The sequence below is a fragment of the Limnohabitans sp. genome, assembly GCF_038134685.1.
In the GTDB taxonomy this organism is placed as follows: Bacteria; Pseudomonadota; Gammaproteobacteria; order Burkholderiales; family Burkholderiaceae_C; genus Limnohabitans_A.
Genome location: NZ_JAYPVP010000005.1, coordinates 113712 through 127918, shown reverse-complemented (window position 1 = coordinate 127918; position 14207 = coordinate 113712). Strand labels below are relative to the sequence as shown.

General features: G+C 60.2%; 14 protein-coding genes. 9 read left to right on the top strand and 5 right to left on the bottom strand.

The window, feature by feature from the left end; translation table 11 throughout:
- The 3 genes from AAFM15_RS03930 to miaB form a co-directional block, all read left to right on the top strand.
- On the top strand, positions 1 to 416 hold a 416-nt coding region (locus AAFM15_RS03930; RefSeq protein WP_341685391.1), incomplete at its 5' end, for a hypothetical protein.
- Positions 417 to 431: 15 nt separating this feature from the next.
- On the top strand, positions 432 to 1022 hold the full coding sequence (locus tag AAFM15_RS03925) for a DUF2889 domain-containing protein (RefSeq protein ID WP_341685390.1): 591 nt from the start codon (positions 432 to 434) through the stop codon (positions 1020 to 1022).
- 33 nt (positions 1023 to 1055) lie between these two features.
- Positions 1056 to 2450, top strand: coding sequence for a tRNA (N6-isopentenyl adenosine(37)-C2)-methylthiotransferase MiaB (gene miaB, locus AAFM15_RS03920; RefSeq protein WP_341685389.1), 1395 nt, complete (start codon positions 1056 to 1058; stop codon positions 2448 to 2450).
- 12 nt (positions 2451 to 2462) lie between these two features.
- On the opposite strand, the gene ffh is transcribed toward miaB, so the two are convergent.
- Positions 2463 to 3845, bottom strand: a complete 1383-nt coding sequence (gene ffh / locus AAFM15_RS03915; protein ID WP_341685388.1) for a signal recognition particle protein — start codon at positions 3843 to 3845, stop codon at positions 2463 to 2465.
- Positions 3846 to 3884: 39 nt separating this feature from the next.
- Here ffh and AAFM15_RS03910 point away from each other — a divergent pair, with 39 nt between their 5' ends.
- The 6 genes from AAFM15_RS03910 to AAFM15_RS03885 all read left to right on the top strand — a co-directional run bounded on the left by AAFM15_RS03910 (position 3885) and on the right by AAFM15_RS03885 (position 10675).
- On the top strand, positions 3885 to 4679 hold the full coding sequence (locus AAFM15_RS03910; protein ID WP_341685387.1) for a cytochrome c biogenesis protein CcsA: 795 nt from the start codon (positions 3885 to 3887) through the stop codon (positions 4677 to 4679).
- A gap of 19 nt (positions 4680 to 4698) precedes the next feature.
- The gene (locus AAFM15_RS03905; protein ID WP_341685386.1) at positions 4699 to 4929 is read left to right on the top strand and encodes a PP0621 family protein; all 231 of its coding nucleotides are present in this window, start codon (positions 4699 to 4701) and stop codon (positions 4927 to 4929) included.
- Positions 4930 to 4934: 5 nt separating this feature from the next.
- Positions 4935 to 5507 (top strand): 1,6-anhydro-N-acetylmuramyl-L-alanine amidase AmpD, encoded by a 573-nt coding sequence (gene ampD / locus AAFM15_RS03900; RefSeq protein ID WP_341685385.1) that lies wholly within the window; start codon positions 4935 to 4937, stop codon positions 5505 to 5507.
- Positions 5508 to 5946: 439 nt separating this feature from the next.
- Entirely contained in the window at positions 5947 to 8832 is a 2886-nt protein-coding gene (locus AAFM15_RS03895; RefSeq protein ID WP_341685398.1) for a ribonucleoside-diphosphate reductase subunit alpha, read from the top strand.
- 147 nt (positions 8833 to 8979) lie between these two features.
- Positions 8980 to 10119, top strand: a complete 1140-nt coding sequence (locus AAFM15_RS03890; RefSeq protein ID WP_341685384.1) for a ribonucleotide-diphosphate reductase subunit beta — start codon at positions 8980 to 8982, stop codon at positions 10117 to 10119.
- 184 nt (positions 10120 to 10303) lie between these two features.
- On the top strand, positions 10304 to 10675 hold the full coding sequence (locus tag AAFM15_RS03885; protein WP_341685383.1) for a histone: 372 nt from the start codon (positions 10304 to 10306) through the stop codon (positions 10673 to 10675).
- A gap of 69 nt (positions 10676 to 10744) precedes the next feature.
- On the opposite strand, the gene AAFM15_RS03880 is transcribed toward AAFM15_RS03885, so the two are convergent.
- The 4 genes from AAFM15_RS03880 to accB are packed head-to-tail and all read right to left on the bottom strand — an operon-like array spanning position 10745 to position 14179.
- A complete protein-coding gene (locus AAFM15_RS03880; protein WP_341685382.1) occupies positions 10745 to 11428 on the bottom strand; it encodes a zinc-ribbon and DUF3426 domain-containing protein in 684 nt (227 codons plus the stop codon).
- A gap of 35 nt (positions 11429 to 11463) precedes the next feature.
- Complete coding sequence (gene prmA, locus AAFM15_RS03875; RefSeq protein WP_341685397.1) at positions 11464 to 12348, bottom strand: 50S ribosomal protein L11 methyltransferase; 885 nt, start codon at positions 12346 to 12348, stop codon at positions 11464 to 11466.
- 4 nt (positions 12349 to 12352) lie between these two features.
- On the bottom strand, positions 12353 to 13702 hold the full coding sequence (accC, locus tag AAFM15_RS03870; protein ID WP_341685381.1) for an acetyl-CoA carboxylase biotin carboxylase subunit: 1350 nt from the start codon (positions 13700 to 13702) through the stop codon (positions 12353 to 12355).
- 12 nt (positions 13703 to 13714) lie between these two features.
- Positions 13715 to 14179 (bottom strand): acetyl-CoA carboxylase biotin carboxyl carrier protein, encoded by a 465-nt coding sequence (accB, locus tag AAFM15_RS03865; RefSeq protein WP_341685380.1) that lies wholly within the window; start codon positions 14177 to 14179, stop codon positions 13715 to 13717.
- Positions 14180 to 14207: the final 28 nt, after the last annotated feature.

Genomic DNA, 14207 nt, shown 5'->3' with positions numbered 1-14207 from the left:
CCCCTGCCCCTGCCCCTGCCCCTGCCCCTGCCCCTGCCCCTGCCCCCGCCCCCGCCCCTGCCCCGGCCATGGCTACACCTGCGCCCACGCCCACGACGGCGACCGCGCCTTCCGAGTTTGATTGCACGAGCAAATTCAAAACATCCAAGCAGGTGGTGTACCAACCCCAGACTCCTCCCAGCAAGCCGGGGAACTACGTGTACTTTGTCGCAAGAAGCGCAACACAGGTTTGCGTGCTTGATGGCGGGGGTAAAGTCCTGCTTTACAACCTCAAACCTGGACAAAACAGGAGTCACTTCGGAACGCCGCCTTTCAAGGTTTGGCATCCGGATGCGACAATGGTCATCATGTATTACAAAGGCTGGAGAGTGACCGGGCAAGCTGCACAAGCGGGTGTGACGGTGCTGCAGCCCTGACTTGAGTTTTTCACAGTGAGCCTGCCTGCCCCCGCCCCGCGACGCCTGTCGCACACCCGTACCGTTGTTTTTCGTGGCTATGACCGTGAAGATGGACTTTGGGACATCGAAGCCACGCTGACCGACGTCAAGCCCTATACCTTTCAGGTGCCCAACGAGCCGTCCTTCCCGGCAGACCAGCCCATCCACGGCCTGGGCATTCGCCTGACGATTGACAACGACATGCTCATTCACGACGTGGCCACGTCGCTGGACCACATTCCTCATGCGGAGTGCAGCCAAGGCCCCATGAACATGCACAAGCTCAAAGGCTGCCGCATGGGCAAAGGCTGGCGCAAAACCATCGACGAGAAGGTGGGTGGCCTGGACGGCTGCACCCACCTGCGCGAGATGCTGTTCAACATGGCCACCGCTGCATTCCAGACCCTGCCATCGGGCCAATGGCACCGCCGCGAACTGGCCGGCCAGCCGCACCCGGTGCTGGAGCACGCGCCTTTTCATCTGGGGCACTGCGTGACCTGGGCTTTTGACAGTCCCACCGTGGCACGAGCCTACCCCATGTTCTACAAACCGCGAACGACTGCCGCTCCCAACAGCGATAATTGAGCCTTCGTTTTTTTCAGCCTCTGGATCTACACCATGAACCGCTGCACCACTGCGCCCGAGGGCGCTGAAGCCACTGCCCCCGCCAAAAAAGTCTTCATCAAAACCTTCGGCTGCCAGATGAACGAGTACGACTCGGACAAGATGGCCGACGTCATGAAAGCCGCCGAAGGCTATGTACCCACCGACGACCCCGAACAGGCCGACCTGATCCTGTTCAACACCTGCTCGGTGCGCGAAAAAGCCCAGGAAAAAGTCTTCTCCGACCTCGGTCGCGTGCAGCACCTGAAAGCCAAGGGCGTGCTGATCGGGGTGGGCGGCTGCGTGGCCAGCCAGGAGGGCGAGGAGATCATCAAGCGCGCGCCCTATGTGGACGTGGTGTTCGGCCCGCAGACCCTGCACCGACTGCCCGAGCTGCTGGCCGAGCGCGAACGCAAGGCGCGCCCGCAGGTGGACATCCGCTTTCCCGAAATCGAGAAATTCGACCACCTGCCGCCCGCCAAGGTCGAGGGCGCAAGCGCCTTTGTGTCCATCATGGAAGGTTGCAGCAAATACTGCAGCTACTGCGTGGTGCCCTACACGCGGGGCGAAGAGTTCTCCCGACCGTTCGAGGACGTGCTGGTCGAGATCGCCGGCCTGGCCGAACAAGGCGTCAAGGAAGTCACGCTGCTGGGCCAGAACGTCAACGCCTACCGTGGCCCTATGAGCACCAAGGTCGGCGGCACCACCGAGATCGCCGACTTCGCCACGCTCATCGAGTACGTGGCCGAGATCCCCGGCATCGAGCGCATCCGCTACACCACCAGCCACCCCAACGAATTCACGCAACGCCTGATCGACGTCTACGCCAAGGTGCCGCAACTGGTCAGCCACCTGCACCTGCCGGTGCAGCATGGCAGCGACCGCATCCTGATGGCGATGAAGCGCGGCTACACCGCTATGGAATACAAGAGCACCATCCGCAAGCTGCGCGCGGTGCGCCCTGACATCTCGATGAGCAGCGACTTCATCGTCGGCTTCCCAGGCGAGACCGAAGAAGACTTCGGCAAGATGATGAAGCTGATCGAGGACGTGGGTTACGACACCAGCTTCTCCTTCATCTTCAGCCCGCGCCCGGGGACGCCAGCCGCCAATCTGCACGACGACACGCCGCACGAGGTCAAACTCAAACGCCTGCAGCACCTGCAAGCCACCATCGAAGCGAACGTGCAACGCATCAGCGACAGCCGCGTGGGCACGGTGCAGCGCATTTTGGTGGAACGCCCGGCCCGCAAAGACCCGACAGACCTGGCCGGCCGCACCGAATGCAACCGCGTGGTCAACTTCCCGGGCGGCCCGAACATGGACCGTTTGATCGGTCAGATGGTGGATGTCCGCATCACCCAGGCCTATCCGCACTCGCTGCGCGGCGAGCTGGTGATTAAAGACTGATCTTCAGAACACTCAGCGCGGCATGCCTGGGAAGCCACCGCCCCCCATCATGCCCTTCATCGCACCCATGCGCTTCATCATCTTCATGAGGCCGCCGCCCTGCATTTTCTTCATCATGTCCTGCATCTGCTCGAATTCCTTGAGCAGGCGGTTCACATCCTGCACCTGAACGCCTGCACCTGCGGCGATGCGGCGCTTGCGCGTGGCCTTGATGAGTTCAGGCTTGGTGCGCTCCTTGAGCGTCATGCTGTGGATGATGCCTTGCTTGCGACGAATGTCGCGCTCGACCTTGTCCATGTCCATCTGACCGGCCTTGGCCGTCAGCTGTGAAGGCAGCTTGTCCATCAGGCTGGACAGGCCGCCCATTTGCTTCATCTGCTGGATTTGCGCCAGGAAATCGTTCAGGTCAAAGCCACCACCGCCTTTGACTTTGGCGGCCAGCTTCTGCGCGGCTTCCATGTCCACACCAGCCGCCACTTGCTCGACCAGCGCGACGATGTCGCCCATGCCCAGGATGCGGCCGGCATGGCGCTCGGCGTCAAACACTTCCAGGCCATCGATCTTTTCGCTGGTACCCGCAAACTTGATCGGTGCTCCAGTGATCTGACGCACCGACAGCGCCGCGCCGCCGCGCGAGTCACCGTCCAGCTTGGTCAGCACAATGCCGGTGAGCGGCAACGCTTCGCCAAAGGCCTTGGCGGTGTTGGCCGCGTCCTGGCCCTGCATCGCATCGACCACGAACAGGGTTTCGACCGGCTTGAGTTCCGCATGCAGCGCCTTGATTTCGGCCATCAGCGCTTCGTCAATCGCCAGACGACCGGCGGTATCCACCAACAGCACATCAAAGTAGTGTTTACGGGCGTAGTCGATGGCCGCGCGGGCGATGTCGATCGGCTTCTGGTCGCTCGTGCTCGGAAACCATTCGGCGCCTGCCTGCGCGGTGACGGTTTTGAGCTGTTCGATGGCGGCCGGGCGGTAGACGTCGCCAGAGACGGTCAGCACTTTCTTTTTGCGCTTTTCAATCAGGTGTTTGGCCAGCTTGGCGGTGGTGGTGGTTTTACCGGCACCTTGCAGGCCGGCCATCAAGATGACGGCGGGCGGCTGGGCAGCCAGGTTGATGTCGGCCACGCCCTCGCCCATGGTGGCGGCGAGTTCCTTGTTGACAATGCCCACCAGCGCCTGGCCGGGCTTGAGCGAGCCCATGACTTCCTGCCCAAGCGCCTTGTCCTTGACGCGGGCAATGAAGTCGCGCACCACGGGCAAGGCCACGTCCGCCTCCAGCATGGCCATGCGCACTTCGCGCAGCATGTCGGCCACATTGGATTCGGTGATGCGCGCCTGACCGCTGAGGGTCTTGACCAGGCGAGAGAGTTTGTCGGTCAGGGCTGATGCCATGGGGCAATTCCAAACAAGAAAGAGGGCTAAACTTAGGCCATGATTCTAACGACTGGCCCTTTCTGGACATGGCCCGCTGGTGTGGTGGCCACCTTGGCTTATGCCCTGCCGGCCCTGGCCGCGCATCGGCTGGGAGCGCAAACAGCGCAACGCTTGCTGTGGTTGGCTTGGGCCAGTCATGCCCTGAGCCTGCTGGGCCTGTTGGTGGGAGGCCTGCATTTCGGCTTTGGCCCCGCCTTGTCGGTCACCGCCTGGCTGATGTTGACGGTGTACATCGTCGAGTCGCAGCTTTATCCGCAACTGCGGGCCCGCTGGGCCATGGGCATGCTGGGCGCACTGGCGGTGTTGCTGGCGCTCATTTTTCCGGGCGCGGGTATGCACATGGCCCGCTCGGCCTGGCTGCCGCTGCACTTGGCGCTGGGCCTGTCAGCTTATGGTTTGTTCGCCGCCGCGGTGGTCCACGCCTGGATGATGACGCGCACCGAACAACTTATTCGTACCGGCCGCGACGCAGACACTGGTCTGCCCCTGCTGACGCTGGAGCGACTGACCTTCAATTTTGTCTATGCCGGCTTTGTGCTGCTCACCGCCACGCTGCTGGCGGGCATGGTGTTTGGTGAGCAACTGTACGGTCATGCCTGGCGCTGGGACCACAAAACCGTGTTCGCGCTGCTGGCCTGGTTGACCTTTGTGGTGCTGATCGTAGGACGCCACCGCCTGGGCTGGCGCGGCAAAAAAGCCGTCCGCGTGCTCTACACCGGTACCGCTTTGCTGCTCTTGTCCTATGCGGGTTCACGCTTTGTGCTCGAAGTGCTGCTCGGCCGGATGAGCTGAATCGATCCAAGGCCGTCACATGAGAGCTCTGTTCTGGTTGCTGTTGCTGGGCTGGTTGATCTGGCTGATCAGCCGCCTGCGGCGTCCCGCCCCTCCTAGCGCCCCCAAAGACGGTCCCGTTCTCCAAGACACGGTCGCATGCAATCACTGCGGCCTTCATTTGCCCAAACGCGATGCCGTGCAAGGGTCCCACGGCGCTTATTGCAGCACCGAGCACCGCACCGCCGCCAACGACCATAACCCGGCCTGAACACCATGGTCCATCAAGCGCTTTGGCAACAGGGCTGGTACGCGAGGGCCAAACACCTGCCCTCTCCCAACTTCGGGCCAAGACCCGAGGGCGCGCACATCGATTTGATCGTGGTGCACTCGATCAGCCTGCCGCCAGGCCAGTATGGCGGCCCCGAGGTGCTGCAACTGTTCACCAACCGTCTCGACTGGGATGCGCACCCCTACTTTGAACAGATTCGGGGGCTGGAGGTATCGGCGCATTTCTTCATCCGCCGTGATGGCAGCCTCTGGCAATGTGTCAGCGCCAACGATCGCGCCTGGCATGCGGGTGTATCCAACTACCGTGGGCGCAGCAATTGCAACGACGACTCCATCGGCATCGAGCTCGAAGGCCTGGAGGGCGACACCTTTGAACCTGCGCAATACCAAACATTGAGCCAACTGAGCCAGGACCTGGCGCTGGCTTATCCGATCGTCCACATGGCCGGGCATGAGCACATCGCCCCCGGACGCAAACAAGACCCCGGCCCAGGGTTCGACTGGCCCCGTGTGCGCAAGGACACTGGTTGGCCGGATCGGTGTTTTCCCTTGGTCTAAAAAAATTTTTTATTTTTTTGTTTCTGCCAAAGTCACTGTTTTGGTGCTTTTGCTCTGGCTGAGAAACACGCTGTTTTTTCACACTCCCAAGAAGCAATGCGGGTTCGGCGCGCAAATGCGTTGACACCCCTCGAAAGTAGCGCTGTGATGACATGAATCCCATGTGTTTCAAGGCGCTCACGAAGAGCTTTCAAATCGCGAAATCGTCCCTCGACCTGCGACGATTCGGGTATGCACCAAGTTGATTCTCAAATCCAGAAGGTACACTACCGGTAGTGTCTTGAACGCGTCACAAACACCATATATAGTGTCCACGTGATTTACGACGCTCACTGGATGCAGCCTCTTGCCTGCACCCCAAAACACCACAAACACCAGAATAGAGAAGACCATGACCCTGCAAACTGATCAAACCATTCCTCCTTCCTCTTCTGGGCTGATGAGCCTGCCCACCACCGACGCCAAGCCCGCCAACAATGTGCATGCGCTGGCCAATTACCAGATCATTCGTCGCAACGGTGCCGTGGTTCCCTTCGAGCCCAACAAGATTGCGGTGGCCATGATGAAAGCCTTCCTGGCCGTGCACGGCGCGCAAGGTGCCGCATCCGCCAGCGTACGCGAGGCCGTGGACGAGCTGACCCAAACCGTGGTCCGCGCCCTGGTGCGCTCGCGCCCCGGCGGCGGCACCTTCCACATCGAAGATGTGCAGGACCAGGTCGAACTGGGCCTGATGCGTAGCGGCCACCACGAAGTCGCTCGTGCCTACGTGCTCTACCGCGAGCGTCGCACGCAAGAGCGCGCCCAGCACCAGCAAGAACAGGCCGCCGCAGCCGCCACCAGCCAGCCCGCACTGCACGTGGTCGACGGCGGCCAGCGCGTGGCTCTGGACATGGACTACCTCAAGGGGATCGTCTCCAAAGCCTGCGAAGGTCTGGGCAAAGACGTGAGCCCGGAGCCCATCGTGGCCGAGACCATGCGCAACCTGTACGACGGCGTGCCCCTGCAAGAGGTGTACAAGGCCTCCATCCTGGCCGCGCGTACCCTGATCGAAAAAGAGCCCGACTACACCTACGTCACCGCCCGCCTGCTGATGCACACCATCGCCAAGGAGATCCTGGGTCAGGAGCTGACACAAGAAGAAGTGGCCACCGCTTACCCCAACTACTTCCCCCAGTTCATCAAGAAGGGCGTCGAGAACGACCTGCTCGACGAAAAGCTGCTGCAATTCGACTTGGCCAAACTGGCCAGCGCCCTCAAACCCGAGCGCGACCTGCAGTTTGATTACCTGGGCCTGCAGACGCTGTACGACCGCTACTTCCTGCACGTGCGCAAAACCCGCATCGAGATGCCCCAGGCCTTCTTCATGCGCGTGGCCATGGGCCTGTCGCTCAATGAAGTCAACCGCGAAGCCCGCGCCATCGAGTTCTACGAGATCCTGTCCACCTTCGACTTCATGTCGTCCACCCCCACGCTGTTCAACAGCGGCACACTGCGTTCGCAACTGTCGTCGTGCTACCTGACCACTGTGCCCGACGATCTGGACGGCATCTACGAATCCCTCAAGGAAAACGCACTGCTGTCCAAATTTGCCGGCGGCCTGGGCAACGACTGGACGCGCGTGCGCGCCCTGGGCTCGCACATCAAGGGCACCAACGGCGAATCGCAAGGTGTGGTGCCGTTCCTGAAAGTGGTCAACGACACCGCTGTTGCCGTCAACCAGGGCGGCAAGCGCAAGGGCGCGGTCTGCGCCTACCTGGAGTCCTGGCACCTGGACATTGAAGAGTTCCTGGAACTGCGCAAGAACACTGGCGACGATCGCCGCCGTACGCACGACATGAACACCGCCAACTGGATTCCCGACCTGTTCATGCGCCGCGTGATGGAAAAGGGCACCTGGACTCTGATGTCGCCTTCCGATTGCCCTGACCTGCACGACAAGTTCGGCTCTGAGTTCGAAAAAGCCTACCTGGCCTACGAAGAAAAGGCCGCTCGTGGCGAGATCAAACCCGCCAAACAAATCCAGGCCGTAGACCTGTGGCGCAAGATGCTCTCGATGCTGTTCGAGACCGGCCACCCCTGGATCACCTTCAAGGACCCCTGCAACGTACGCTCGCCCCAGCAGCACGTGGGTGTGGTGCACTCTTCAAACCTGTGCACCGAGATCACGCTCAACACCAGCGACACCGAAACCGCCGTGTGCAACCTGGGCTCGGTGAACTTGGCTCGCCACCTCAAGGACGGCACCAACGGCAAGGAACTCGACCACGAAAAACTGCGCAAGACCATCTCCACGGCCATGCGCATGCTCGACAACGTGATCGACATCAACTACTACGCCGTCAAGAAAGCCCGCGACTCCAACCTGCGTCACCGCCCCGTGGGCTTGGGCCTGATGGGCTTCCAGGATGCGCTGTATGAAATGCGGACGCCATACGCGAGCCAGGCTGCTGTCGAGTTTGCTGACCGCTCCATGGAAGCGATTTGCTACTACGCCTACTGGGCCTCGACCGAGCTGGCCAAAGAGCGCGGCAAGTACTCAAGCTACAAGGGCTCGTTGTGGGATCAAGGCATCCTGCCGCACGACTCCCTGGACCTGTTGGCGCGCGAGCGCGGTGGCTATGTGGAAGTTGACCGCTCCTCCACACTGGACTGGGATGCCCTGCGCAAAAAAATCGCGGCAGACGGCATGCGCAACTCCAACTGCGTCGCCATCGCCCCCACCGCCACCATTTCCAACATCATTGGGGTGGACGCCTCGATCGAACCTTGCTTCGGCAACCTGTCGGTCAAGTCCAACCTGTCGGGCGAATTCACCATCATCAACAGCTACCTGGTCCGCGACCTCAAGCGCCTGGGCCTGTGGGACGATGTGATGGTCATGGACCTCAAACACTTTGATGGCTCGCTGCGACCGATCGACCGTGTGCCGCAAGAGATCAAGCAGTTGTACGCCACCGCGTTTGAAGTGGAACCGCAATGGCTGGTCGAAGCCGCTGCACGTCGCCAGAAATGGATCGATCAGGCGCAATCGCTCAACATCTACATGGCCGGCGCTTCGGGCAAGAAACTCGATGACACCTACAAGCTGGCCTGGTTGCGTGGCCTCAAGACCACCTACTACCTGCGCACCACCAGCGCCACACATGCCGAGAAGTCGACCATCTCTGCGGGCCAGCTCAATGCCGTGTCTTCGGGCGCTGCATCAGGCGGCATGAGCGCACTGGAAGCTGCTGCAGCCGCCGCACAAGCGCAGATGAACAGCGCTCCTGCGACTGACATCAAGTTCTGCGCGATCGACGATCCGGGTTGCGAGGCTTGCCAGTGATGTGATTGAAACCTCGCAATGCGTGCGCACGATCGCACCATTGCGATGCAAATGCACAACACTTTCATGCACGCAAGCACGTCTTCGCACACAGATTGCTTTGCAATTCGCGCGCGTGCTTTCATAATTTGAGAACTGGAATTTTTTATGTTGTCCTGGGACGATCAATCCAAGCCCGCATTGCAGCCCGCAATGCCCTCCACACCAAGTGCAGCTGCATCCGCAGCGGCTGCAGCGTCAGCGTCCTTCACCTCCTCTGCAGCCAGCGAACGCCGCGTGAACGTGGCCGACAAGCGCATCATCAACGGTCAGACCGACGTTAACCAGCTGGTGCCTTTCAAGTACAAGTGGGCCTGGGAAAAATACCTTGCCACCTGCGCCAACCACTGGATGCCGCAGGAAGTGAACATGAACCGCGACATCGCACTGTGGAAAGACCCCAACGGTCTGTCCGAAGACGAGCGCCGCATCATCAAGCGCAACCTCGGCTTCTTCGTGACGGCCGACTCGCTGGCCGCCAACAACATCACTCTGGGCACCTACCGCCACATCACGGCGCCAGAGTGCCGCCAGTTCCTGCTGCGTCAGGCGTTTGAAGAAGCCATCCACACCCACGCTTACCAATACATTGTTGAGTCGCTGGGTCTGGACGAATCGGAAATCTTCAACGCCTACCACGAGGTGCAGTCGATCCGTGACAAGGACGAGTTCCTGATTCCGTTCATCGACGCGATCATGGACCCGATGTTCAAGACCGGCACGATGGAAGCCGACCAGACCCTGCTCAAGAGCCTGATCGTCTTCGCCTGCCTGATGGAAGGCCTGTTCTTCTACGTCGGCTTCACCCAGATCCTGGCCTTGGGCCGCCAGAACAAGATGACCGGCGCTGCCGAGCAGTACCAGTACATCCTGCGCGACGAATCCATGCACTGCAACTTTGGCATCGACCTGATCAATCAGATCAAACTCGAAAATCCCCACCTGTGGACAGCCGAGTTCAAGGCAGAGATCAAGACCCTGTTCCAAAAAGCCGTGGACCTGGAATACCGTTACGCCGAAGACACCATGCCACGTGGCGTGCTGGGTCTGAACGCCTCCATGTTCAAAGGCTACCTGCGCTACATTGCCAACCGCCGTGCCACGCAGATTGGCCTGGAAGCCCTCTTCCCCAACGAAGAAAATCCTTTCCCCTGGATGAGCGAGATGATCGACCTGAAGAAGGAACGCAACTTCTTCGAAACACGCGTCATCGAATACCAGTCCGGTGGCGCGCTGTCCTGGGATTGATCCACAAACTCATGCATACCCCCTTCAAGCCGCAAGCACCCATCCCCAGCACGGGGTTGGTGCTGCGACTTTCCCGAATTCATGGCGCTGGAGCTTGCTTCAGCGCCATGAATCGTTTTGCACCCTCCAACACGTGCAAAGCGTTTCCCTGTGTTGATTTCTCAACTTGATCAAGGAGAAAACCATGGCAACTGCAAAAAAAGCAGCCGCAAAAAAAGCTGCTCCCAAGAAGGCCGTCGCGGCCAAGAAACCTGCTGCTAAAAAGGCCGTGGCCAAAAAGCCCGTAGCCAAGAAAGCCGCTGCTCCCAAGAAAGCTGCCCCGGCCAAAAAAGCTGCTGCTCCTAAAAAAGCCGCCGCTAAAAAGCCTGCTGCCAAAAAAGCTGTAGCGAAAAAAGCTGCCGCCAAGAAGCCTGCTGCCAAAAAAGCCGCTGCGCCCAAAAAGGCCGCTAAAAAGCCTGCTGCCAAAAAGGCCGCCAAAGCCCCCGCTGCCCCTGCTGCGCAAACCACGTTGAGCCCTCAGGCTGCGTGGCCGTTCCCTTCGGCCGCCAAGCCCTGATCCTCGCGAGGATTCAAGCAGCAAGCCTGCCACTGCAAAGTGGCAGGCTTTTTTCATTGGGGGGGGATTTCAGGGCTGAACGCTGCGCAATCGATACCCCGTCACCGGGGAAGTACCTGAGTCGATAGAAAAATTCAGTTGCAACTGCAACGCTTGCTCGGGCACCAACGCCTGCGTCATTTGTAATTGCTCTGGCATGAAAACACGACGCAGCACAGGCTCATCTTGAGCGTTGAGCAAAGTCAACTCCAGGGCTGGGGCTTGCACGGGCCACACGCCCACATTGCGCAAGACAGCAGTCAGGGCATAAGCTTGCGACTGTGGGACAAAGTTGGATGAATCAATCACCACATCTTGCGCGCGCACCAAAGGCGGCACTTCGCATCGCGCCAATGCACACACCTGGCTCCACGCTGGCCACAGCTGCGGCCAGCGCACCAACAGGGCCTGGCGCTGAGACAGAAGCATGAGCAGAGGCACGATGCAAAGCAACATCAATGCGGCCCCCCACAAACCCATCGCTTGTGCGGATGAGGATTGCGTGGGATGGTCGATCTCCCTTGCTTGCGGCTTCGGGACAGGCTCGACAACGCCATCGGAAAGCAAAGACTCCTGCCAGTTGACCACCAGCCCCGTGCTGTCGAACACCCGATCGCACTGTCCGCAACGCAGCCATGCCTGGGCTTGCGCCAACTGCTCGGTAGCGACGCGAAATGTGGTCCGACAGGAGGGGCAACAAGTCATCCATGCCATGACGGCATTCTAGAGGCTGAGACGACGCAGAGGGCTCAGGCTTTGCGAGCAGTCATCAGGATCCAGCCTTCCTGGGTGTCGGCGACTTGGAGCTCGACCCAGGGCGCATAGGCGGCTTTGAGCTCATCGGCCTGACGGTCCAAAATACCGGCCAGCACCAGGTCGCCACCGGAGGCCACATGTGCACAGAGCAAAGGCGCCAGCACCTTCAGCGGGGTAGCCAGAATATTGGCAAGTACCGTGTCGTACGCGCCTTTCGCCAGATCGGGGAATCCGGCATTGAGCGTCACATGGTTGGCCTGTGCATTGAGCTCGGTGGACTGAACGGCCGCCTCGTCAATGTCCACCGCATCCAGTGAGCCTGCGCCGTATTTGGCTGCGCCAATGGCCAAGATGCCGGAGCCACAGCCGTAGTCCAGCACGCGCTGTCCTGCCACGGGGTGTGTGGCCAACCAGCGCAAACACATGCGTGTAGTAGGGTGTGTGCCTGTGCCAAATGCCAAGCCCGGATCCAGGCGAATGGTTTTTGTGGCCTGGGCAGGCGGCTCGTGCCAGGTCGGCACAATCCAGAACTCTGGCGTGATTTCGACCGGTGCAAATTGCGACTGCGTCAGACGCACCCAATCCTGGTCTTCAACCGCGCGAACACCCAGCGAGGTACAGCCCTCGAAAAAATCCTGCACCTGCAACAAGTCCAGCGCCTGCTGGGCTTGGGCTTGCTCGGCAAAAAGTGCCAGGACCCGCGAACGGTTCCAGCCCGACTGCGTTGCCGGCATACCAGGCTCGCCGAAAATGGCTTGTTCGGCTTCGGTGAATGCATCAGCGTCTTCGACCGACACGCTCAGCGCATCGAGGGCGTCGAGCGCGTCGCTCAAGTCATCAATGCGCTCCTGGGGAGCCAACAGGCACAACTCGAACATGGCTTCAGCGCTTGTGTTGCTCGAGCCAGTGCTCAAGGTAATGAATATTGGTGCCACCCGCCATGAACTTGGCATCCACCATCAGCTCGCGGTGTAGCGGGATGTTGGTCTTGATGCCTTCCACCACGGTCTCGGCCAGAGCCGTCTGCATGCGGGCGATCGCTTGCTCACGCGTGTCACCATGAACAATGATTTTGCCAATCATCGAATCATAGTTGGGCGGCACGAAATAGTTGGTATAGGCGTGTGAGTCCACGCGCACGCCAGGGCCACCAGGCTGGTGCCACATGGTGATGCGTCCCGGCGAAGGAATGAACTTGAAGGGGTCTTCTGCGTTCACTCGGCATTCGATGGCATGACCGCGAATTCCGATCTGGCGCTGTGTGAACGGCAGCTTCTCGCCTGCAGCCACCATGATCTGGGTTTTGACAATGTCCACACCCGTGATCAGCTCGGTCACAGGGTGTTCCACCTGCAGGCGGGTGTTCATTTCGATGAAGTAGAACTCGCCGTTTTCGTACAGGAACTCGAAGGTGCCCGCACCACGGTAACCAATTTTTTTGCAGGCTGCCACGCAACGTTCGCCCACTTTCTCGACCAGCTTGCGAGGGATGCCTGGCGCAGGCGCTTCTTCGATCACTTTCTGGTGGCGACGCTGCATGGAGCAATCACGCTCGCCCAGGTACACCGCATTGCGATGCTTGTCGGCCAGCACCTGAATTTCAACGTGGCGCGGATTCTGCAGGAATTTTTCCATGTAGACCGCTGGGTTGCCAAACGCAGCGCCCGCTTCTGCCTTGGTCATCTGCACCGCATTGATCAGCGCAGCCTCGGTGTGCACCACGCGCATGCCGCGACCACCGCCGCCGCCAGCGGCCTTGATGATGACCGGGTAACCCACGCGCTTGGCGATTGCGCGGATTTGTGTCGGATCGTCGGGCAGCTCGCCGTCGGAGCCGGGTACGCAAGGCACGCCCGCCTTGATCATGGCCTGCTTGGCCGAGACCTTGTCGCCCATGATGCGGATCGACTCGGGTGTCGGGCCAATGAACTGGAAACCGGACTTTTCAACGCGCTCGGCAAAGTCGGCGTTCTCGCTCAAGAATCCGTAGCCAGGATGGATGGCCTCGGCATCGGTCACCTCAGCAGCCGAAATGATGGCCGGCATGTTCAGGTAACTTTGCGCCGAGGGACCGGGGCCGATACACACGGCCTCATCGGCCAATTTGACGTATTTGGCTTCCTTGTCGGCTTCGGAATAGACCATGACCGCCTTGATACCCAACTCGCGGCAGGCGCGCTGGATGCGCAAGGCAATTTCGCCACGGTTGGCGACCAGGATTTTTTTGAACATGGCCAGACCCGCTTATTCGATGATGAACAGGGGCTGTCCGTACTCGACAGCCTGGCCGTTTTCACACAGCACCTGGGTGATGGTGCCGGACTTGTCGGCATCAATCTCGTTGAGGATCTTCATGGCTTCGATGATGCACAGGGTATCGCCTTCCTTGACCTGGCTGCCCACTTGCACAAAAGCAGCGGCACCGGGGCTGGCAGCACGATAGAACGTACCCACCATAGGCGACTTGACGGCGTGACCCGCAGGCTCGGCCACAGCAGCTGCAGCCTCCACCGCCGGTGCGGCTGGGGCAGTAACCGCAGCCACAGGCGCTGCGGCCACGGGGGCAGCCATCATCATGGGTGCCGCGGCAACGGCGCCAGCACCGCTTTTGACGATGCGAACTTTGCCTTCAGCCTCGGTAATTTCCAGTTCAGACACATTGGATTCGGACACCAGGTCAATCAGTGTCTTGAGTTTGCGCAAATCCATGGAGCCTCCAGTAAACATATGTCAGATG

Bases quoted from the DNA above. Each gene is read 5' to 3' on its own strand.
- ffh (WP_341685388.1), bottom strand. From the start codon at position 3,845: ATGGCATCAGCCCTGACCGACAAACTCTCTCGCCTGGTCAAGACCCTC.
- accB (WP_341685380.1), bottom strand. From the start codon at position 14,179: ATGGATTTGCGCAAACTCAAGACACTGATTGACCTGGTGTCCGAATCC.
- accC (WP_341685381.1), bottom strand. From the start codon at position 13,702: ATGTTCAAAAAAATCCTGGTCGCCAACCGTGGCGAAATTGCCTTGCGC.
- AAFM15_RS03880 (WP_341685382.1), bottom strand. From the start codon at position 11,428: ATGGCATGGATGACTTGTTGCCCCTCCTGTCGGACCACATTTCGCGTC.
- AAFM15_RS03905 (WP_341685386.1), top strand. From the start codon at position 4,699: ATGAGAGCTCTGTTCTGGTTGCTGTTGCTGGGCTGGTTGATCTGGCTG.
- miaB (WP_341685389.1), top strand. From the start codon at position 1,056: ATGAACCGCTGCACCACTGCGCCCGAGGGCGCTGAAGCCACTGCCCCC.
- AAFM15_RS03910 (WP_341685387.1), top strand. From the start codon at position 3,885: ATGATTCTAACGACTGGCCCTTTCTGGACATGGCCCGCTGGTGTGGTG.
- prmA (WP_341685397.1), bottom strand. From the start codon at position 12,348: ATGTTCGAGTTGTGCCTGTTGGCTCCCCAGGAGCGCATTGATGACTTG.
- AAFM15_RS03885 (WP_341685383.1), top strand. From the start codon at position 10,304: ATGGCAACTGCAAAAAAAGCAGCCGCAAAAAAAGCTGCTCCCAAGAAG.
- AAFM15_RS03890 (WP_341685384.1), top strand. From the start codon at position 8,980: ATGTTGTCCTGGGACGATCAATCCAAGCCCGCATTGCAGCCCGCAATG.
- AAFM15_RS03895 (WP_341685398.1), top strand. From the start codon at position 5,947: ATGAGCCTGCCCACCACCGACGCCAAGCCCGCCAACAATGTGCATGCG.
- ampD (WP_341685385.1), top strand. From the start codon at position 4,935: ATGGTCCATCAAGCGCTTTGGCAACAGGGCTGGTACGCGAGGGCCAAA.